19 protein-coding genes are annotated in these 21,126 nt (G+C 68.9%); 4 read left to right on the top strand and 15 right to left on the bottom strand.

Annotated features, from left to right (window positions below; translation table 11 throughout):
* Positions 1-22 precede the first annotated feature (22 nt).
* The 3 genes from IEY58_RS11730 to IEY58_RS11720 form a co-directional block, all read right to left on the bottom strand.
* The gene (locus IEY58_RS11730) at positions 23-1,297 is read right to left on the bottom strand and encodes a type III PLP-dependent enzyme (protein WP_189045837.1); all 1,275 of its coding nucleotides are present in this window, start codon (positions 1,295-1,297) and stop codon (positions 23-25) included.
* A gap of 487 nt (positions 1,298-1,784) precedes the next feature.
* Entirely contained in the window at positions 1,785-2,819 is a 1,035-nt protein-coding gene (locus IEY58_RS11725; protein ID WP_189045835.1) for a threonine aldolase family protein, read from the bottom strand.
* A gap of 38 nt (positions 2,820-2,857) precedes the next feature.
* Complete coding sequence (locus IEY58_RS11720; protein ID WP_189045834.1) at positions 2,858-3,178, bottom strand: hypothetical protein; 321 nt, start codon at positions 3,176-3,178, stop codon at positions 2,858-2,860.
* Between the two features lie 22 nt (positions 3,179-3,200).
* Here IEY58_RS11720 and IEY58_RS11715 point away from each other — a divergent pair, with 22 nt between their 5' ends.
* Positions 3,201-4,211, top strand: a complete 1,011-nt coding sequence (locus tag IEY58_RS11715; RefSeq protein WP_189045832.1) for an RluA family pseudouridine synthase — start codon at positions 3,201-3,203, stop codon at positions 4,209-4,211.
* Positions 4,212-4,335: 124 nt separating this feature from the next.
* Complete coding sequence (gene rpoH, locus IEY58_RS11710; RefSeq protein WP_189045830.1) at positions 4,336-5,223, top strand: RNA polymerase sigma factor RpoH; 888 nt, start codon at positions 4,336-4,338, stop codon at positions 5,221-5,223.
* Between the two features lie 78 nt (positions 5,224-5,301).
* Here rpoH and IEY58_RS11705 read toward each other — a convergent pair whose 3' ends face one another.
* The 8 genes from IEY58_RS11705 to IEY58_RS11670 form a co-directional block, all read right to left on the bottom strand.
* Entirely contained in the window at positions 5,302-5,607 is a 306-nt protein-coding gene (locus IEY58_RS11705; RefSeq protein ID WP_189045828.1) for a carboxymuconolactone decarboxylase family protein, read from the bottom strand.
* Between the two features lie 141 nt (positions 5,608-5,748).
* A complete protein-coding gene (locus IEY58_RS11700) occupies positions 5,749-6,285 on the bottom strand; it encodes a hypothetical protein (protein WP_189045826.1) in 537 nt (178 codons plus the stop codon).
* 1 nt (position 6,286) lies between these two features.
* Positions 6,287-8,329, bottom strand: coding sequence for a serine/threonine-protein kinase (locus IEY58_RS11695; RefSeq protein WP_189045824.1), 2,043 nt, complete (start codon positions 8,327-8,329; stop codon positions 6,287-6,289).
* Positions 8,330-8,437: 108 nt separating this feature from the next.
* Positions 8,438-9,040, bottom strand: a complete 603-nt coding sequence (locus tag IEY58_RS11690; RefSeq protein WP_189045822.1) for a hypothetical protein — start codon at positions 9,038-9,040, stop codon at positions 8,438-8,440.
* An 8-nt stretch (positions 9,041-9,048) separates the two neighbouring features.
* Positions 9,049-11,082 (bottom strand): protein kinase domain-containing protein, encoded by a 2,034-nt coding sequence (locus IEY58_RS11685; protein ID WP_189045821.1) that lies wholly within the window; start codon positions 11,080-11,082, stop codon positions 9,049-9,051.
* Positions 11,083-11,187: 105 nt separating this feature from the next.
* Positions 11,188-12,480: an adenylosuccinate synthase gene (locus IEY58_RS11680; protein WP_189045819.1), complete on the bottom strand. Its 1,293-nt coding sequence runs from the start codon at positions 12,478-12,480 to the stop codon at positions 11,188-11,190.
* A 103-nt stretch (positions 12,481-12,583) separates the two neighbouring features.
* On the bottom strand, positions 12,584-13,762 hold the full coding sequence (locus IEY58_RS11675; RefSeq protein WP_189045817.1) for an ATP phosphoribosyltransferase regulatory subunit: 1,179 nt from the start codon (positions 13,760-13,762) through the stop codon (positions 12,584-12,586).
* A gap of 74 nt (positions 13,763-13,836) precedes the next feature.
* Positions 13,837-14,742 (bottom strand): LysR family transcriptional regulator, encoded by a 906-nt coding sequence (locus tag IEY58_RS11670; RefSeq protein ID WP_189045815.1) that lies wholly within the window; start codon positions 14,740-14,742, stop codon positions 13,837-13,839.
* 122 nt (positions 14,743-14,864) lie between these two features.
* On the opposite strand from IEY58_RS11670, the gene IEY58_RS11665 reads away from it, so the two are divergent.
* Entirely contained in the window at positions 14,865-16,031 is a 1,167-nt protein-coding gene (locus IEY58_RS11665; protein WP_189045813.1) for a mandelate racemase/muconate lactonizing enzyme family protein, read from the top strand.
* A gap of 105 nt (positions 16,032-16,136) precedes the next feature.
* Here IEY58_RS11665 and IEY58_RS11660 read toward each other — a convergent pair whose 3' ends face one another.
* From IEY58_RS11660 to IEY58_RS11645, 4 genes are all read right to left on the bottom strand, one after another.
* On the bottom strand, positions 16,137-17,285 hold the full coding sequence (locus IEY58_RS11660; RefSeq protein ID WP_189045811.1) for a phosphoserine transaminase: 1,149 nt from the start codon (positions 17,283-17,285) through the stop codon (positions 16,137-16,139).
* 222 nt (positions 17,286-17,507) lie between these two features.
* Complete coding sequence (locus IEY58_RS11655) at positions 17,508-18,479, bottom strand: threo-3-hydroxy-L-aspartate ammonia-lyase (protein WP_189045809.1); 972 nt, start codon at positions 18,477-18,479, stop codon at positions 17,508-17,510.
* A 43-nt stretch (positions 18,480-18,522) separates the two neighbouring features.
* On the bottom strand, positions 18,523-19,335 hold the full coding sequence (locus IEY58_RS11650) for a PhzF family phenazine biosynthesis protein (RefSeq protein WP_189045807.1): 813 nt from the start codon (positions 19,333-19,335) through the stop codon (positions 18,523-18,525).
* Between the two features lie 12 nt (positions 19,336-19,347).
* Complete coding sequence (locus tag IEY58_RS11645) at positions 19,348-19,563, bottom strand: DUF1127 domain-containing protein (protein ID WP_189046128.1); 216 nt, start codon at positions 19,561-19,563, stop codon at positions 19,348-19,350.
* Between the two features lie 93 nt (positions 19,564-19,656).
* Between IEY58_RS11645 and IEY58_RS11640 the strand changes: the two genes are divergently transcribed.
* Positions 19,657-21,045, top strand: a complete 1,389-nt coding sequence (locus IEY58_RS11640; protein ID WP_189045805.1) for an aminotransferase-like domain-containing protein — start codon at positions 19,657-19,659, stop codon at positions 21,043-21,045.
* The last annotated feature ends 81 nt before the right edge of the window (positions 21,046-21,126 follow it).

Below are 21,126 nucleotides of genomic sequence, written 5' to 3'. Positions count from 1 at the left end.
GTTACGTGGAATTGGCTCTCCGTCAGGCCTGGACGGTCCGGTCGGCCGGCTGGCCGACGATCGCGTCCGAACCATCGAGATGGCCGGGTGTGGTAAGCAGCGGCTCGTCGCGAACCTCCGTCAGGAGGACCCGGTCGAAGCCGTTGAAGGCGGTACGCAGACAGGCACCGTAGGCGCCGAGCTGGCCGAGCTCGATCCAATCGCCCGTCTTGACATCGGACGGCAGGAAGAACGGGCCTTGCATGAAATCGGCGCTGTCGCAGGTCGGGCCGTAGAAGGCGAAGCCGGTCGTCTCGGCCGAGGCCTCGACGGCCGAGCCGTCGGCCTTGCGCACGAGCCGTGCCGGGAAGCGCCACTTCGGCACGCCGGCGTCCGACAGGTTGCCGTAGATGCCGTCGTTGATGTAGAGCACGTCGCCGCGGCGCGCCTCGACCTGGACGACGAGCGAAGCGCCGGCCGCGACCAGCGCCCGGCCCGGCTCGCACCAGAGCCGCGTGCCTTGCGCCAGGCCGAGCCGCGCGAAGCCGCGCTGGATCGCCTCGAAATAGGCCCCAAGCGCCGGCGGCGTCACGTCCGGATAGCTGACCGGGAAGCCGCCGCCGACATCGATGCCGTCGACCTGGACGCCCGCCTCGGCGATGACCCGGCCGGCAAGCTCGAGCGCCCGCTCGTAGACGCCCGGGTCCATGCACTGCGAGCCGACATGGAAGCAGAGGCCGAGGACCTTGGCCGCCGCGCGCGCCTGGCGCAGCAGCGCCGGCATCTCGGCCGCGGGCGCGCCGAACTTGCCCGACAGGTCATAGACCGTCTGGCCCTTGGGCATGGCGAGCCGGACGTAGATGCCGAGGTCGCGGGCGCCGTTGGTCGCGGCCACGATCTTCTCGATCTCCTCGGCCGAGTCGACCGAGAAGTCGCGCACGCCGAACGTCTCGTAAGCCTCGCGGATCGCCGCCGCCTGCTTGATCGGATGCATGTAGTGGATCTGCGCATCGGCGAACAGCGAGCGCACGACGCGGATCTCGCCGAGCGAGGCGCAGTCGAAGTGGCGCACGCCGCCGCGCCACAGCGCGCGCAGCACCGTCGGCTCCGGGTTGCACTTCACGGCATAGAGCACGTCACCCGGAAAAGTGGTGACGAAGCGCTCGGCCGTGCGGCGCAGCGTGCGCGGACGGATCGCGACCATCGGCTCTACCGGGCGCAACTCCTCGACGAGCGCGTCCACCGAGGTGAGCGGGATGGGGGTGATGACGGGACGGCGAAGCGGGCCGACCGCGACACGGGAACGAGCCTTGAGCATTGATGACGCACCCCTCTTCGCACCCGGATACTTTGCCGGGACAAAGGAAGTGGAAAACCCACCACAGACCAAACGGTCGGCAGTTGCGATTTATTCTGCGGCTTTTTTGTGAAACCGCCTCAGCACGAACTTCGACTACTGTCGGCATTGATGCCGCCCAGTAGGATGTCGTTCCGCGCAGCGGACCAGGACCACATGGCCCTGCCATAGTTAGCAAACATACCGACTTCCCTCTCGGGACCGGTCCACCAGACCGGTTCTGCCAAAAAGGACGCGTTACGTCGTTGCATAACCACGAAGGGCCATAGGCACGTGCGAGTGCGTCAAACAGGGGTCTAAATACGCCTTCGCTCGGGCGATGCAAGTGAAATTCGTAGGCTCGAATATGTTTTCAGCGCATACCAGCGGCGCTGTGATTTTCCGGGGTTATCCGCCAGCTTTTTCATGGTTTTTTAGCGGCGTTGGCGCAGGATTCGCAGACGGCGGATCAACGGCCTGCGAGCCGACTCGCCGCCTCCAGAAACGCACTCACCTCGGCGTCCCCGATGTTCCAGGCGGTGACCAGCCGGATGCAGGTGCTGGTCGGCCCCTCCCAGCGGTGGAACTGGGCGCCGGCAGCGGCGAGACCCGTGATCACCCGTTCCGGCAACTCCACGAACAATTCGTTCGCCTCAACCGGATGGCGAAGCCGCGCGCCCGGCAGGCGGCCAAGCCCTTCGGCCAATCGCTGGGCCGCCGCATTGGCGTGGCGGGCATTGCGGAGCCACAGCCCGTCCGTCACATAGGCGTCGAGCTGCGCCGACAGGAAGCGCATCTTGGAGAAGAGATGCCCGGCGCGCTTGCGGCGGAACGGCATGTCCCTGGCCCGTGCCGGATCGAAAAACACGATCGCCTCGGCCGCGAGCGCGCCGTTCTTGGTGGCGCCGAACGACAGCACGTCGACGCCGGCACGCCAGGTGAGCTCGGCCGGGCTCACGCCCAGATGGACCAGCGCATTGGCGAAGCGCGCACCGTCCATATGGACCGCGAGGCCATGGCGGTGCGCCAGCGCCGAGATGGCGGCGATCTCGCCCGGACGATAGGCGGTGCCGCACTCGGTCGCCTGGGTCAGGCTGATCGCCGCCGGCTGGGCATGGTGCGGGTTACCGAGATCGCCCGGCAGGCGAGCCTCGAGATCGGCGAGCGCCAGCTTGCCGTCCGGCCCGTCGATCGGCACCAGCTTGGCACCAGCGCTATAGAATTCGGGCGCGTTCGCCTCGTCGCAGGCGATGTGCGCGCCGGCATGGCACAGCACCGCCCCCCAGGGCGGCGTCACGGCGGCCAGCCCCAGCGCATTCGCCGCAGTGCCGGTCGCAACCGGGAAGACCGCAACTTCGTGCTCGAACAGGTCGGCGAGCTTCGCCTCGAGCCGGGCGGTCACGGGATCGGCGCCGTAGGAGGCGGCGGCCCCGTCGTTGACCGCGGCGAGGGCGGCCAGGATCTCGGGCGAAATGCCGGCCGTGTTGTCGCTGGCGAAATGCATGGGACTCGATGCTCCCGTCCTGCCTGGAGAACGAATGATCAGGGTGCCGTATGAAGGGCGATGGTGAGCGCGACCTTACCGGTCGTGGGATCAATGAGCATCAGGCTTTCCCGCCCGTCCGCTGCGGCGAGATGCAGCACGATGCGGCCGCCGGCCGCCGTCACTTGCCTGAGCGAAAAGCCGGCCGGTAGGGTCACGTCGGCCTGCGCGGGCGTGCCGGGCACCGCCGGCGCCTCGACCGCGACCGGTGCCGCGGGCCGGGGGGCGCTCATGCGCCGGAAGATCGTCACGACGATGGTAACGAGCATCGCCACGATCATGACGCCCATGATGATGACAGCGGCCTTGAGCCAACGCATCTGTTCGGTCCACCTTGCCCATATGAATGAGACTTCCGCACCGCTCGCCGACCCGTCCGCCGGCCCCTCAGCGACCGAGATCCCGGCGATCGATATCCTTGTCGCACCCGAGGAGACCGGGCAGCGGGTCGACCGGCTGCTGGCAGAGCGGCTCGGCGACTTCTCGCGCTCGCGCCTCAAGGCGCTCATCGAGGAGGGCCGGCTGACGGTCGACGGCGCGACCATAGCCAACCCGTCCTTGAGGGTCAAACCGGGCCAGCGCCTCGTCCTGGCGCCGCCACCGCCGGTCGACGACCGGCCGCAGCCCCAAGCCATGGACCTTGCCATCGTCTACGAGGATACGGAGCTTCTGGTCTTGGACAAGCCGGTCGGCCTGGTCGTCCATCCGGCCGCCGGCAATCTCGACCAGACGCTGGTCAATGCGCTGCTCGCCCATTGCGGCGACAGCCTGACCGGCATCGGCGGGGTCAAGCGCCCGGGCATCGTCCATCGCCTCGACAAGGACACGAGCGGGCTCATGGTCGTCGCCAAGACCGACCGTGCCCATGTCGCCCTCTCTGCCGCCTTTGCCGAACGCACGATCGAGCGCGCCTACTGGGCCGTGGTCTGGGGCGTGCCGAACCCGCGCGAGGGCGAGATCGACGGCCCGATCGGCCGCAGCCCGGTCAATCGCAAGAAAATGGCGGTCGTGGCCTCCGGCAAGCCTGCGCTTACCCGCTACAAGGTGGTGCGGCCGCTCGGCCTTGCGGCGGCCCTCGTCGAATGCCGACTCGCGACGGGACGAACCCACCAGATCCGCGTTCACATGACCGAGATCGGCCATCCGCTGATCGGCGACCAGGTCTATGGCCGCGTCCGGCCGGCACACCTGAAGCAGCTCGACCCGGCCGCCGCCGCCATGGCCGGACAGTTCCCGCGCCAGGCGCTGCATGCCTGGCTCCTGGGCTTCGAGCATCCGACCACTGGCGAGCATTTGAGTTTCAAGAGCCCGCTGCCTGCAGATCTCGCAGATCTGGTAGCAATTCTAGAATGACTCAAAACTGGACAGGATCTGGAACGCGCCCTACTGTTTCCACATTCGGGCTCATACGATGGCAGATCCAGCCGCCGCTTTTCGGCGGAGGGGGTCCCGTCCGCCCGAGATAGGGAGTGACACGATGGCTGGCGGCAATCTTCCGAGCCTCAGCGCCGACGGCAATCTCTCGCGCTACCTGCAAGAGATCCGTCGTTTTCCCATGCTCGAACCCGAGCATGAATTCATGTTGGCCAAAAGCTGGCAGGAGCATCAGGACTCCGACGCCGCCCAGACCCTGGTGACGAGCCATCTGCGCCTGGTCGCCAAGATCGCGATGGGCTATCGCGGCTACGGCCTGCCGCTGTCCGAGCTCATTTCCGAGGGCAACGTCGGCATGATGCAGGCGGTGAAGCGCTTCGACCCCGATCGTGGCTTCCGCCTGGCGACCTATGCCATGTGGTGGATTCGCGCCGCGATCCAGGAATACATCCTGCATTCCTGGTCGCTGGTGAAGATGGGCACCACGGCCGCCCAGAAGAAGCTGTTCTTCAACCTGCGCAAGCTCAAGGGCCAGCTGCAGGCGATCGACGACGGCGACCTGCCGCCGGAAGTCGTGACCACGATCGCGACCAAGCTCGAAGTGCCGGAGAACGACGTCATCAGCATGAACCGGCGGCTCGCGAGCCCCGATCATTCGCTGAACGCGCCGCTTCGGGCCGATGGCGAAGGCGAATGGCAGGACTGGCTGGTCGACCAGGAGGAAAGCCAGGAGTCGAAGCTCGGCAATCGCCAGGAACTGGGCTTGCGCCGCGACCTGCTCCGGAACGCCATGAAGACGCTCAACGACCGCGAACGCCATATCCTGACCGAGCGGCGCCTGCGCGACGAGCCGGTGACGCTCGAGGACCTGTCGCGCAAGTACAACATCTCGCGCGAGCGCGTGCGCCAGATCGAGGTGCGGGCGTTCGAGAAGCTGCAGAAGGCGATCAAGTCGGCGGCGATCGGCCAGCGGTTGCTCAGCGCCAGCTGAGCCGCCCTAGCGCCGGTAGGGAGACGCCGGAAGAAAGATGGGCGGCCGGACCGACGCGGGTCCGGCCGCCTTTATATTTTAACCTTCAAAGAGATGAGTCGCGTGCGTAATCGCCCCGCCGGCGCGGAGGGCGGCAGCAACGAAGGCGACCTCAGCCAGCTCCGCGTCGGTCGCCCCGGCTTGGCGCGCGGCCTTGCCATGGATCTCGATGCAGTAGGGACATTGGGTCGTGAGCGCCACGGCCACCGCCATCAACTCCTTGTACTTCTTCGGAATGGCGCCATCGGCGAGCGCCGCCTTGTCGAAATCGAGGAAGCCCTGCCACGCGGCAGGGGCCTTGCCGCCCATTGCCGGCAGCTTCTTGATGTGGCTCATGTCGTACATCGCGTTTCCTTCCGAGATCGGTGTCGACGACGGCCGGCGACGGTCGGCCGCGCGCCATCATGAACCGCCTTCGCCGTCCATTCAGCCTTTTCGGTGGCCGCTCGAAGGAAAGTGATCAGCGGGCGCCCCCGCTCATGTCTCTCAGGTCTCGACCTCATCGCCCCATTCGTCCTTGAGCGCCGCCTGGCGGTCGCGCGCCGCCGTGCGCGCCCGCTCGATCCGGCGTGCGACCAGCGTCGTGATCACCGCCGGCGCCAGGTAATAGAGCGCCCAGCCGAAGAGGGCCGCGCCATAGAGCGCCACCCAGGTATAGGTCTGGGACAGGAAGGTGAAGACCTGGGCCAGCGAATTGCTCTCGTGCCAGAGCTTGATGGCGAACGGCAGCGAGCTTGCGAGGTTGAGCGGCGCCACCGTCCGGATCAGCGACTGGCCCGGCGTATCGTCGACGAGCCACGCGACCATGGTCGGCACCAGCGCGAACACCATGAAGAGGCAGATCGGCCGCTCGAGCAGTGCCAGCACCATCATGGCCACGACGGCAAGCGCCAGCGTGACCTTCTTGCCCGAGGACGGGGCGGCCGGCCTCGGGGCGGGTGCCGATGGGCGGACGGCCTGGGGCGTGCCCTTGCCCGGCACGGCCTTGACGCCGCCGATGCGGGAAGCTGGTTGCCGCGCCATGTCAGAGCACCCCCATGGCGAACAGCGTCACGGCGACGATGCCGCTCGACACCAGGCCCGCGATCTTCACCGCGACCGAATGGCCCGCGATCTTGGCGGTCGAGTGCAGTTCCTCCTCCTGCCGGTCGCATTTCTCGAGCTGCTTCGTCATCTGCTGAAATTCGCGGCGCGCCTGCTGGAACCGCTGGGCGTCGCGCCGCTGCTCGTCGGCACTGTCGAGATAGTCGGCGAGCTTGCGCAGGCTGTTTTCCTTCAGCACCGCGGCGAGACCGTTCTGCAGGCGCGCGCGGGTATAGCGGCTCTTGAACCGCTCGATCACCGGCTTCGCCTGATGGCCGAACAGGAGGATCAGCCCCGGCACCAGCGGCGGCCCGTAGGTATCCTGCAGATAGGCCAGCAGCTGGAGATTGCCCAGGATGCGCGCGGCCGGGTCGGTCTGGACCAGCGCATAGAGCAGCGTGTCGTCGACCGCCCGCTCGTGCGCCGCGATGAAGGCCGCGATATGGCGGTCGATCGGCCAGATGTCGATGGTCTTGGCCTGAACGGCGAATTCGATCGCAGCCAGGAGATCGGCCGGCCGGTCGACATAGCGCCCTTCGATGAACGGCGACAGGCAATGCAGGCCGGGCGTCGTCTCATAGGCGACGCGCTCGATGCCGTAACCGGGCCGCTTGTCCTCGAGATAGCGCAGGAGCTTGTCGAAGAAGCGCAGCGCCGCCTGGTCGTCGCCCTTGCTCGACCCTTGGCGCAGGCACCAGAACTGCGGCAGCCGCGCCTGCAGAAGCTCCGCCACCAGCTGGACGTCGCCGCCGTTCAGCATGGTCACCGACAGGAGGGTGCCGACGCCGTCGATCGTCGTCGCCGCGTCGCGATACCGGATCGGTGCGGCGGGATCGAGCGCCATCAGCATCCGGCTGATCAGCTGCATGTTCTCGCCGGCCGAGCCCGCCGCCGAGTCGCTGCGGGTCGCAAAGGCCGTGTTGATCGCCTCGACCACCTGCTTGTCGCCGAGCGAACGGGTGACCCATTGCTCGAAATTCTGGCCGCGCAGCACGCGCCCCGCCGGCTCGGGCTGCATCATGTCCAGGACCAGCGCCAGATGGCGCGCCGTCACGCATTCCTCGCCCTCGAGCTCGAAGGCGCGCTGGGCGCGCGGCGCCGCCGGCACCGGCTTCTGGGTCATGCGCCGGCCGTCGAGCCACATCGCCACGTCGCCGAGGCGCCAGCGCCCTTGCGGCTCGTCGATCAGCAGGCCGCGCACGAGCTCGCCGAGCCCGGCCGGCACGCGCTGCTCGTCGACCAGCGCGAAATACGAACCGCGCTTGATCTTTGCCTCGACGACCTTGTCTTCGGTCATGCCGGCGCTGGGCATCCGGCCGAACAGGAGATGCAGGACGAGCACGCCCAGCGCGTAGAGATCCTGCGCGATCGTGCCGGCGCCACGGGCGTGGGACTGCGCCATGGCGCCCTCGATCGTCTCGTAGACGACCGGTTGATGCATGCCGGGTGGCGCGCTCACGCAATCGCCGAGGAGCGCCACCCGGCGCGCCGCGTCGCGGAAGAAGACGTTGCCGGGCCGGATGCCCCGGTGCGGCACGCCTTCCCGCTCGAGATCGATCAGGGTCTGGACGATCGGCGCCACGACATAGGCGACGATCGCCTCCTCGCTCCAGGGATCGAACGTATTGTCGCCCAGCCCCACGATCCGCTCGCCGAGCGGCTGCTCGAACACGATCGCGAACATGCGCCGGTTGGCGGGCGCCCAGTCGACGGCGCCGACCTCCACCGGGGTGAGCACCCCGCTGCTTTTCAGGATTTGCAGCTTGCGCACCGCCTCCATGCGTGACGGCAGCTTCGGATCGCAGATCAGCGCGAAATGGCGGCCGCCCGAGGCTTTGGCGTCCCGTGCGACGAAAGCCGGCGCCGAGGGCGAGCGCAGGCCGGCCAAAGGTGCGTCATACTGGATGTCGAAGCGGTCTTTCAGTCGCACCGTCGCCCCAGACGCGGCCGACATACCGGTATTCGCCTGCGACGGAAGCGACATCCGTGCCTTTCATTCCAGAAATATGCGGCGTGCTGCCACACGCGCGCGGATCATACCGGCTTCGATCCTCGTGATGCAACTTCTGCGCAGAGCAGTCACGCGTTTGACTCAATCCTTGCCGTTCGCGACCTCAGCGCCCCAATCGGCCCTGAGCCGGCTCTGCAGCGTCTCGAGCCGGGACTTGCGCCGGTCGAGCGAGCGCCCGAGCGCGATCGCGATGATCATAGGCATGCCTAGGAACAGCAGCCAGCCCGCCCCGGCCGAGAGATAGATCACGAGCCAGACATAGACGTCGGTGAGCAGATGCACGACGGTCGGCATCGTGTCGCGCCCGGTCCACAGCTGCAGCAGATAGGGCATGAGGCCGGCGAGATTGACCGGCGCGATGGTGAAGGCAAGCATCGGCCGTTCGCTGCGGTCGACGACATAGGCGACGATGCTCGGCACCATGCCGACCAGCAGCAGCACGCAGGTGGGGGCCGCGAAGGTCGCGAGCCCGATGAAGGCGAGCCCGAAGAAGAACAGGCGCAAGGCACCCGTGGTCTTCGGAGCCTGTCGCCGCGGCGGACGGCGAGTCGCGGCACCTTGCGCCGCGGCGCGCGCCCGGGCGACACCCGCCGGTCGCGGCACGACCGGTTGCGGGACGCCCAGCTGCGGCACGGCCGATCGCGAAGCAGGGGAGCGCGGGCGGATCGCGGGGGGCTTCGCCATGATCGTCGCTACAACAGGCCGAAATGCAGGAAGCTCAGCGCGATCGCGCCGAAGCCGACGACGGTCGAGACCGCGGCGGCCAGCATCGCGCCGAGATCACGCGACGCCTCGTCCAGCTTCTCGCGCTCGACCTCGATCTGCTCGAGCCCGGCGACGGCGCGGCCGAACTGCCGGCGGGCCAGTGCATAGCCCTGTGCGTCGTGCTGGCGTTCCGCGAGATTGTCGAGGCAATGGACGAGCCGGACCAGGCTGCCCTCGGCCAGCACGCCGGCCAGCTGGCTGTCGAGCCGGTCCCGGGTCGGACGGCTGCGATACCGCTCGATCACCGCCCCCGTCTGCCGCCCGAGCAGCTGGGTCAGCGCCGGCAGGCTCGCCGGGCCGTACTGGGCCTGCAGGAACGCCATGAGATAGATCTGGCCCAGGAGCCGCGTTGCCGCTTCGGGCTGCCCGAGCGCCGTCAGCACCTGGTCGTCGAGATTCTTCGACCGGTTGGCGACGAAGGCCGCGATATGCCGGTCGACAACCAGGCTCTCGACCTTGCCGGCTTCGACCGCGCGCTCGAGCGCCGGCAACAGGTCTGCGATCTGATCGACATAGTCCCGCTCGATGAGCGGCGACAGGCAATGCAGCATCGGGTTGGCGTCGTAGATCAGCCGCTCCATGCCGAGGCCCGGGCGATGATCGTCGAGCAGGCGCCTGAGCCGGTCGAACTCGATCGACTGGACCGGATGCTCGGCCTTCTGCACCGGCTGGCAGCGGATCCAGAATTGCGGCAAGCGGCCGACCAGGAGCTCGACGAGCGGCCGCGCATCCTTGCTGCGGGTGTGTGCCAGCGCCAGGACGCAGCCGAAGCCGTCCGGCACCAGCGCCAGGTCGCGATAGCGGATCGGCCCCAGAGGATCGAGCGCGGTCGTGACGCGCGCGGTGAGGCGCGCGTCATGGACGCCGGCGTTGCCGGCATTGTCGTCGGCGTCGGCCATCGCGAGCGCGAAGGCATCCATCGTCGGCTTGTGGCCGAGCGTCCGCTGGATCCAGATCTCGAGCGCATGGCCGCGGATGAGGTGGACCGCCTGGTCGCCCTGGCGCGTGAGCGCCCGGGCCGCGGCCCGGGCGGTGAAGACCTGCTCGCGCCCGAGCTCCAGCGGCCGCGCGGAGCGCGGGGGCACGGTCGGTGACTTGGGCGACATCCGCCGCCCCTGCAGCCACATGTCGATCTCGCGCACGGTCCAGCGCTCGGTCGGCTCGTCGACGAGCAGGCCGCGCAGCAGCTCCTGGAGCGACGACGAGGTGCCCCGCAGATCGCCGCTCAATGCCGCAAAGGAGCCGCGCCGGATCTTCTCGTCGATCAGCTGCTCGTCGCTGAGGCCGGCACCGGGCGGCTGGCCGAGCAGCAGGTAGAGGATGGTGACGCCCAGGGCATAGAGATCGTCGGCCGACGTGCCCTCACCCTTCCCGCCCGGCATGGTCATGCCATGCTCGATCGTCTCGTAGGCGATCGGCTGGTCGAAGCCGGCCGGCGCCGTGAAGCAATCGCCCAGGATCGCCTGGCGCCTGGCCGCGTCGCGGAACAGGATATTCGCCGGCCGGATCGCCCGGTGCGCGACATTCTCGGTCGCAAGCGCCTTCAGGCCCGGAAACAACGGCTGGATCAGCCGCTCGATCACGTCCTCGTCCGACCAGGCGGCGATGCGCTGCTCGTTGCTGGTGACGAGCCGCCCGCCCGCCGGCCGCTCGCAGATGAACGCGAGGCAGCGCCGCCCGGCCGGCGGCCAGTCGACCGGCCCGAGGTCGAGCGGCGTCATGAGCGCCGGATGCTTCATGAGACGCAGCGCCGTGAGCGCCCCGGCGCGCGGCGGCAATGTCGGGTCGGCGATGAGCGCGAAGCAGCTGGCCCCGGACGAGCGCTGATCCCCGGCGGAAAAGGCGCCGGCGCCGGCCGAGCGCAATTCCGCGAGCGGCACGTCGCTCAGGATGTCGAACCGGTCGTGCAGACGCACGCTCGTCGATCTCGCCTGAGCCCCTGCCGCCGCGGGTTTCGCCATCGCCCCCGATCCGGTGAAGACACCCTCGACAGTGATCCTGCCGGGAAAAGCCCGTCAGGATCACCGCGTCAGGGTAGTTCGCGTCGCCTCAGTATAATCGGTGGTTCAATCCGCGAAAGGGTCGTGGACAAGCACGGTGTCGTCGCGCTCGGGGCTGGTCGAGAACAGCGCCACCGGCGCCTCGATCAGCTCCTCCACGCGGCGGATGTACTTGATCGCCGTCGCCGGCAGCGCCGCCCACGAGCGGGCGCCGCGCGTCGATTCCTGCCAGCCTTCGCAGGTCTCGTAGATCGGCTCGATCTCGGCGTCGGCGAGCAGGCCCGGCGGCAGGTGATCGTAGGTCCGGCCCTTGTAGCGGTAGCCGACGCAGACCTTGATCTCCTTCAGCCCGTCGAGCACATCGAGCTTGGTGAGCGCGATCCCATGGATGCCCCCGACCTTGACTGCCTGGCGCACCATGACCGCGTCGAACCACCCGCACCGGCGCTTGCGGCCGGTGACCGTGCCGAATTCGGCACCGCGCTGGCCGATGAGCTCGCCGATCTCGCCCTTGAGCTCGGTCGGGAACGGGCCGGCGCCGACGCGCGTCGTATAGGCCTTGGCGATGCCCAGCACATAGCCGATGGCGCTCGGGCCGATGCCCGAGCCGGCCGCCGCCTGGCCCGCGAGCGTGTTCGACGAGGTCACGAACGGATAGGTGCCGTGGTCGACGTCGAGCATGACCGCCTGCGCGCCCTCGTAAAGGATGCGCTTGCCGGCCCGCTTCGCCTCGTCGAGCACGCGCCAGACCGAGCAGGCATAGGGCAGGATCTTGGGCGCCACCTCGAGCAGGCTCTTGATGAGCGCGTCGCGGTCGACCGGCGCCTCGCCCAGGCCCTTCAGGAGCGCGTTATGGTGCAAGAGCAGATTGTCGACCTTCTCGCCCAAGGTCTCGGGCTCGGCCAGGTCGCAGACGCGGATGGCACGCCGGCCGACCTTGTCCTCGTAGGCCGGGCCGATGCCGCGGCCGGTCGTGCCGATCTTCTTCTCGCCCCTGGCCGCTTCGCGCAGCCGGTCGATCACACCGTGGAGCGGCAGGATGAGCGTCGCGTTCTCGGCGAGCTTCAGGGTCTCCGGCGTGATCGCGACGCCCTTCGCCTGGATGGCCTCGATCTCGTTCACGAGATGCCACGGATCGACGACGACGCCATTGCCGATGATCGACAGCTTGCCCGGCCGGACCACGCCGGACGGCAGCAGGCTCAGCTTGTAGACATTCTCGCCGATAACCAGCGTATGACCCGCATTGTGGCCGCCTTGAAAGCGAACCACGATCTCGGCCCGGCTGGACAGCCAGTCCACGATCTTCCCCTTGCCCTCGTCGCCCCACTGGGCGCCGATGACGGCGACATTGGCCATGGGTCTTGCCCCTCTGTCACGGATTAACGAGGGGAGCTACCATCCTTCCGCCATCGACGGCAAGCGCCGACAGCGCAGGGCCGCTCAGCAAGCGGCGAGCGGATCAGATCTCGGCGGGCTTGCCGTCGGCCAGCACGTGGCTGCAACCGAGCCGGCGCGCCTCGGCCGCGGTATCGGCGACCGGCTCCAGGCCCGCGACCGTGATCCAGCCGTCGGCACGGAACTCGACGCCGACCGCATGCTCCGTGCCGTGCGGCAGGAACACGCGCGGCGGCTGCGGCCCGAACACGAGCGCGCGCAGCACGGTGTCGGTATAGAGCGTAAAGCCGGTCGAGGGCTGCGGCTCGACCGCCTCGCGCTTGATATAGCCGGTCTCGGCCGGATAGCCGCCGGCGATGTAGCGGCCGCCGCGGCCGAGCTCGCCGCGGATGTTGCGGGCGAAGATCGTGAAGCTGACGCCCGTGTGGTATTCGAAGCCGCGGTTTTCGACCGGGTCGATCGTCAGCATCAGGTCCGGCGCCGCGCGGCGGATCAGCCGGACGATCTCGGCAAGCGCCGCCACCTCGGCAGCCGCCCGTTCCGGCAGCTGGATCGCCTGGATCTGTGCCAGCGTCCGGTCGGCCGGCCCGGCCGCGGCCATCAGGCTGCCGAGGATGCCGGCAGCCTGCCCGCCGATCTCGGCGATCGCGGCCGCGTCCTTATGGTCGAGGGCCGCACGGATCCGCTCGGCCGCCCGGCTCTCGACGCCCAGGGCCTCGAGAATGACCGGCACCAGCACGGGCAGCGTCAGGTCGACCGACAGGCCCGGCACGCCGACGGCGGTGAGCGCCTCGACCGCGACTGCGATGACCTCGGCATCCGCCTCGGGCGCGGCAGCACCGATCAGCTCGGCGCCGACCTGGCCCACCTGGCGCTCGGGCCTGAGCTGGCTGCCGCGCACGCGCAGCACCTGACCGGCATAGGACAGGCGCAAGGGCCGGGGCGCCTTCACGAGCCGCGTCGTCGCGATGCGCGCGATCTGCAGCGTCATGTCGGCGCGCACCGCGATCATGCGGTGCGAAATCGGGTCCATGAGCCGGAAGGTCTCATGGGTCATGGCGACGCCGGGCCCCTCGAGCAGGCTCGATTCGAACTCGACCAGCGGCGGCTTCACCCGGTCGTAGCCATAGTGCCCGAGAATCGCCATCAGGCGCTCGACCGTATCCGCCTCGATCTGGGCGTCGGGCGGCAGGAGATCGCGCAGGCCGTGGGGCAGCAGCGCCGGATGCAGCATCTCTTCCATCCCGCCGGAATACCGGGTTTGCACGCTCCCGGCAATGGGGCAGCGGTCATGGCGCGCCCCTGATGACATGATCTTCAGGGTGCGATCAGGGACCAGAACCGTTCGGCCGCGGCGCTGAGCAGGGCGCGCGGCCGGGTGAGCCGGATTTCGACCGGGATGGTCCAGTCCGGATCGCCGGCCGGCACCAGCAGGCCGGCGGCAAGGTCGTCCGCGATCAGGCTGCGGGGCAGCCAGGCGACGCCGCGGCCGTCGCGCGCAAGTGCCGTCAGCACACCGGCCAGATGCGAGGTCACGACCGGATCGTGCAGCCGCGGCCGGCCGGGTGCCTCGACGGCGCGCACGATCCGGCCGAGGCCCGATTCATCGCTGTAGGCGAGATAGGGCACGGCCGCGCCGCCAGCGCCAAGCGGAAGGCCGCCGAGCGGGAAGCGCGGCCGGCCCGCCGCATCCGGCGCCGAGACCGGCAGCAGCACGTCCGTGCCGACCGTGACGGCTCGGAAGCCCTGGCGGTCGAGGCCGCTGGGTGCCGCGTCATGGTGATGGCACAGGAGGAATTGCGCCTCGCCCGCCAGCATCAGCCGCTCGCAGCGCGCGAGACTGTCCGACATGAGCCGGATCGCCCCCGCCGTCGCCTCCGCATCGAGCCGGCGCAGCCAGGCCGGAAAGAACGTCGTGGAAAGCGCATGGGTCGCAGCAAAGCGCAGGGTCGCGGCGATGAGTCCGTCTGCGTCCCGCGCCTCCTCGCGCGCCTGCAGCAGGCGGCGCAGCAGCTCGTCGGCCGCCGGCCGGAAACGGCGGCCAGCCTCGGTCAGCGCCACGGGCTGGCCCGCCCGCTCGAACAGCGCCACGCCGACCCAGGCTTCGAGCGCCTGGATGCGCCGGCTGAAAGCCGGCTGCGTCATGTGCCGCGCCTCGGCCGCGCGCGAGAAATTGCCGCTGTCGACGAGGGCGAGAAAGTCTTCGAGCCAGGCGAGGTCCATGGGCGGGCCGGATAGAGGCAGACAATGCCGGGACGGCATCGGACGATCCCAATCTGGCATTGGCCCGCAACCGCCGTCCACGCTAGAGAGACCGCGACATCCCTCCCCTGGAGCCTCGCCCCATGCGCATCGTCGACATCCGCGAGCAGACGGCACCGATCGCCTCCGCCATCGCCAACGCCTACATCGACTTCTCCAAGATGACCTGCTCGGTCGTGGCGGTGGTGACCGATGTGGTGCGCGACGGCAAGCCGGTCGTGGGATACGGCTTCAATTCGAACGGCCGCTACGGCCAGGGCGCCTTGATCCGCGAGCGGTTCCGGCCGCGGCTTCTGGAGGCCGACCCCATGGCCCTGATCGACGCGACGGGCGAGAACCTCGACCCGCACAAGATCTGGGCCGCGATGATGCGCAACGAAAAGCCGGGCGGCCATGGCGAGCGCTCGGTCGCTGTCGGCACGATCGACATGGCGGTGTGGGACGCAGTCGCCAAGATCGCCGGCAAGCCGCTGTTCCGGCTGCTGGCCGAGCGCTACGGCACGGGTGCTGCCGATCCGCGCGTCTTCGTCTATGCCGCCGGCGGCTATTATTATCCGGGCAAGGGGCTGGAGCAGCTCACGGCCGAGATGCGAGGCTATCTCGACCGCGGCTACACCGTCGTGAAGATGAAGATCGGCGGCGCGCCACTCGCCGATGACTTGAAGCGCATCGAGGCGGTGCTGTCGATCCTCGGGCCTGGCCAGCGGCTCGCGGTCGACGCCAACGGCCGCTTCGACCTCGAGACCGCGGTCGCCTATGCCAAGGCGCTCAAGCCTTACGATCTCTTCTGGTACGAGGAGGCGGGCGACCCGCTCGACTATGCGCTGCAGGCGGCCTTGGCCGCGCATTATCCGAATGCCATGGCGACCGGCGAGAACCTGTTCTCGATGCAGGACGCCCGCAACCTGATCCGCTACGGCGGCATGCGGCCGGACCGCGACTGGCTGCAGTTCGACTGCGCCTTGAGCTACGGCCTGGTCGAGTACCTGCGCACGATCGAGATGCTGAAGGAGAACGGCTGGTCGCCCACGCGCTGCATCCCGCACGGCGGCCACCAGATGTCGCTCAACATCGCGGCCGGCCTGGGCCTGGGCGGCAACGAATCCTATCCCGACCTGTTCCAGCCCTATGGTGGCTTCCCGGACGGGGTGAAGGTCGTGGACGGCCACATCACGATGCCGGAGCTCCCCGGCATCGGCTTCGAAGGCAAGGCCGACCTCATCAAGGCGATGCGGGCAGTGGCGGAATAAACCTAGAATCGTTCGCCCGCCGACGCCCTCACCCTCCCGCTCCGCGGGTCTCTCCCGCTCGCGGGAGAGGGTTGGGGTGAGGGTCTCGCAAGCGAACGGTCGTCGCTACGCCCCCCGCACCTCGGCATAGGCCCAGTCGATCCAGGGCAGCAGCGCCTCGATGTCGGCGGTTTCGACGGTGGCGCCGGCCCAGATCCTGAGGCCGGGCGGTGCGTCGCGGTACGAGCCGATGTCGAAGGCGACGCCCTCGGCCTCGAGCTTGGCCGCCACGTCCTTCGCGGCCTTGGCCTGCGCGTCGGGGGCGAGGCCGCGGAACCAGTCATCGGCGAACACGAGGCAGACCGAGGTGGTCGAGCGCGTCTCGGGCCGTTCGGCGAGGAAGCGGATCCAGGGCGTGGCCGCGACCCAGCGGTCGATCGCGGCGAAATTCGCGCGGGTGCGGGCCAACAGCCCATCCATGCCGCCGATGCTCTCGGCCCATTTGAGCCCGTCGACCGCATCCTCGACTGCGAGCATGGAGGGCGTATTGATCGTCTCGCCTTCGAACAGGCCCTCGATGAGCTTGTCGCCGGCAGTCATGCGGAAGATCTTCGGCAGCGGCCAGGGCGGCACGTAGCTTTCGAGCCGTTCGACCGCGCGCGCGCTCAAGACGATCATGCCGTGCGCCGCCTCGCCGCCCAGGACCTTCTGCCAGGACCAGGTCACGACGTCGAGCTTGGCCCAGGGGAGATCCATGGCAAAGGCGGCCGAGGTCGCGTCGCAGATCGCGAGCCCCGCGCGCCCGTCCGGGACCCAGTCGCCGTCCGGCACGCGCACGCCCGAAGTCGTGCCGTTCCAGGTGAAGACCACGTCATGGTCGAAATCGACCGCCCCCAGGTCGGGCAGCTGGCCATAGCGCGCGGCGAGCCTGCGGGCATGGGGCAGCTTCAGCTGCTTCAGCACATCGCCGACCCAGCCCTCGCCGAAGCTCTCCCAGGCCAAGAGATCGACCGGCCGGGGACCGAGCAGCGACCAGAGCGCCATCTCGACGGCGCCCGTATCGGACGCCGGCACGATGCCGATGCGATAGTCGGCCGGCACGCCCAGCACGCGCCGGCTGCGCTCGATCACTTCCTGCAGCCTGGCCTTGCCGAGCTTCGAGCGGTGCGACCGGCCGATCACCGCCGCTTCAAGGGCCGCAAGGCTCCAGCCCGGACGCTTCGCGCACGGGCCGGAGGAGAAATGGGCGCAGCTCGGTCGTCGGTTCGGCTTCATGATCGCTTTCACGGGATCGGACGATATCGGCAGTCAAATCGGAGCGGCCGGAAGCGTCCGGTGCACCGCCCCGGCGGTCAACCGGGAAGATGGTATCGGTCGCGACGGCCGTCGGATTGAGATCGGTGACAAGCGGGTGCGAGTCAATGGAAACCGCCGCCTTCCGGCGGCAGCACTGCGCGCTTCGCAAACCAGCCCCGCTTGCCGGCGCCGCCCAGCCTCTCAAGCCGCCTGGGTGACGAGGGCCGCGAACCGCTCGAGATCGACATTGCCGCCGGACAGGACCACGCCCACGCGCTTGCCGGCGAAATCGATCTGCCGGCCGAGCGCCGCGGCCGCGGCGAGGCAGCCGGTCGGCTCGACCAGGATCTTCATGCGACCAGCCAGGAACTTCATGGTCTGGACGAGCTCGGCGTCGGTCGCGGTCAGGATGTCGTCGACCCGCTGCTGGATGACCGGGAAAGTATATTGCCCAAGGAACTGGGTCTGGGCGCCGTCGGCGATGGTCTTGGGTGTCGGGATGCGGACGATCTTGCCGCTGCGGAAGCTCTGCTGCCCGTCGTTGCCGGCCGCAGGCTCGACGCCGTAGACCCGGCAATCCGGATTCATGACCTTGGCGGCCGTAGCGCAGCCCGAAAGCAGACCGCCGCCGCCCAGGGGCGTGATCAGCACGTCGAGCGGCCCCACTTCCTCGATCAGCTCCTTCGCGACCGTGCCCTGGCCCGCCATGATGTGCGGATGGTCGTAGGGCGGGATCAGGGTCAGGCCGCGCTCGTCGGCGAGCCGCCTGCCGATCGCGTCGCGATCCTCGGTGAAGCGGTCGTAGAGGATGACCTCCGCCCCGTAGCCGCGCGTGGCGTCGAGCTTGATCGCCTGGGCGTCGCTCGGCATCACGATCACGGCCTTGACGCCGAGCAGGCGAGCCGCGAGAGCTATGCCCTGGGCATGGTTGCCGGACGAGAAAGCCACGACGCCGCGGGCGCGCTGCCCCTCGTCGAACTGGGCGATCGCGTTATAGGCGCCGCGGAACTTGAACGCGCCGACGCGCTGCAGGTTCTCGCACTTGAAGAACAGCTTGGCGCCGGCGAGTTCGTCGGCCGCGGCCGAGGTCAAGACCGGCGTGCGGTGCGCCACGGGCCGGATCCGGTCATGGGCAGCGGCGATATCGTCGAACGAAATGGCGAGTGCGCTCACGGGTTAGGCTCCAGGGGGCAGGCTCCGGTTGGGACGAGGCGACTTAGACGTCGCCATGATGCGACGGAACGAAGATCCGTCCTTCAAGATACAGCACGGCGCGGCCGGCGAGACTAACCCGTTCGCCGCGGTCTTCGCACCAGAGCCGGCCGCCGCGCGCCGAGATCTGCCGCGCATCGAGCCGGGTCTTGCCGAGACGGCGCGACCAATAGGGGACCAGCACGCAATGGGCAGAGCCCGTGACCGGATCCTCGTCGATGCCGGCGTGGGGCGCGAAATAGCGCGAGACGAAATCGATGCCGTCGTTGCCGGGCGCCGTTGCGATGACGCCCAGGCAATCGAGTGCCGCGACCTTGCGGAAGTCGGGCTCGAGCGCCTTCACCGCGCCTTCGGTCTCGAATACGACCATCAGCTTGCCCGCGGCCCAGACCTCGGCCGGCTCGGCGCCGAGGGCCGCCGCGAGGCCCGTGGGCGCCGCCACGCGTTCGGCCGGGCGTGCCGGGAAATCCATGGTGAGCCGGTCGCCCGTGAGGTTCACGGTCAAGGGTCCGGCCCGGCGGGTCAGGAACGTGACGTTGCGCCGGCCGGGATGCAGCATCTCGAACACGACCTGCGCCGAGGCGAGCGTCGCGTGGCCACAGAGATCGACCTCGATCTTCGGCGTGAACCAGCGCAGGTGATAGACATCGCGCTCCGGCACCAGGAAAGCGGTCTCGGACAGATTGTTCTCGGCCGCGATCTTCTGCAGCAGCACATCCGGCAGCCAGTCCCTGAGCGGGACAACCGCCGCCGGATTGCCGCCGAACACCGCGTCGGTAAACGCGTCGACCTGGTAGATCGAGAGTTCCGTGGTCATCGCTTCCCCCCTTTAGCGCCAGAACGGCTTTACAACTTCGGATTCGACCTGGTCCGGGCTCAACCCCAAATCGTCGAGAGCATGCGGGTCGGTCAGCAGCAGCCGCAACTGGCGGCGCGTCCGAGCCCGTTCGACCGCGGCCGCGATCATGACAAAGAGGCCGTGCCGCGGCCGGCCCGATGCAGAAGCGCCAGCCGGCGGCCGGGCGCGCAACAGAATTGTATCCATACACTCATCTCCATTGGCATGAGATGACGACATATTGTATTCATCAAATAGAGACATTGACAGGAGCATTCGGTCAAACCGAATATTGTCATCATGACAATGTGGCAACCCGACCTCGCCCGGTTCACCGGGCCCCGCTATCGCGCCATTGCCGAGGCGCTGGCCCATGACATGCGCGAAGGACGGCTCCGGCCGGGCGACCGGCTGCCGACCCACCGCGACCTCGCCTGGCACCTCAAGGTCACCGTCGGCACGGTGACGCGCGCCTATGCCGAGGCCGAGCGGCGCGGATTGATCGCCGGCGAAGTCGGGCGCGGCACCTTCATCCGCGGCGCCGAGCCGCCGGTGCCGACAGCCCAGCCGCCGGAGCGCGGACCAAACCCACCGACCCTGCTGAACCTGGCGCAGAACCACCCCATGCCGGGCGAGGAGACGGTGCTGTTCGCCGAGACGCTGCGCGCGATCGCGAGCGGCCCGGATCTGGGCGAGCTGCTGCAGTACCAGAATCACACCGGCCTGCCGCCGGCCCGCGCTGCCGGGGCCGCCTGGCTGGCACTCTCCGGGGCGCCGGCCGTGCCGGAACGGGTGCTGGTGACGGCCGGCGGCCAGCATTGCCTGTCGACGATCCTCGGCGCCTTCGCCAATCCCGGCGACGTGGTCGCGACCGAGGCGATGACCTATCCGGGCCTGAAGGCGGCGTGCCAACTGCGCCAGGTCCGGCTCGAAGGCATTGCGGTCGACGAGCACGGCGTCCTGCCCGACGCCTTCGCCGCGGCCTGCCGGCAATGGCCGATCCGGTTGCTGTATCTGACGCCGAACATCAACAATCCGCTGGGCGGCGTGCTGCCGGACGACCGGCGCCGGGCAATTGTCGAGATCGCGCGCCGGCACGACGTGCTGATCGTCGAGGACGACGTCTACGGCTTCCTGATCGACCGGCCGACGCCATTCTCGGCGCTGGCGCCGGAGCGGACGTTTCTCGTCAACAGCCTGTCGAAGAGCGCCGCCCCCGGCCTGCGCATGGGCTATATCCTGGCGCCGGCCGACCGCATCGACCGGCTCGCCCTCGCCGTGCGCTCGACGATCTGGATGGTGCCGCCGCTGATGGTCGAGATCGCGACCCGCTGGATCGAGAGCGGCATTTGCGAACGGCTCGCCGTGACGAAGCGGCGCGAGGCAGCCCGGCGCCAGGTCCTGGCCCGGCGCATCCTCGGCCCCGACGTCATGGGCCATCCCAACGCCTATCACATATGGCTGCCGCTCGAGGAGCGCTGGCGCGCCAGCGAGTTCGTGACCGAGGCGCGGCGGCTCGGCATCGCGGTGAGCGGCGCCAACACCTTCACCGTCGGCCGCATCGCGCCCGTGAACGGCGTCCGCGTCTGCCTCGGCACGGTCGCCGACCTGGGCGTGCTCGAAGACGCGCTCAACACGCTCGGCAAGCTGCGCGACGCCGAGCCCGACCCGCTGATGTCGGTCGTCTGACCCCGGTGCCGGGGAACAGACCCCCGGCCGGTCGGAACCGCCTTCGCAGCCTGCCTGTTATTTCTTAATGACGGGATTGCC

This window comes from Aliidongia dinghuensis, from assembly GCF_014643535.1.
Taxonomy (GTDB): Bacteria; Pseudomonadota; Alphaproteobacteria; order ATCC43930; family CGMCC-115725; genus Aliidongia; species Aliidongia dinghuensis.
The sequence above is the reverse complement of the archived record's forward strand: the minus strand, read 5'-3'. Positions and strand labels throughout refer to the sequence as shown.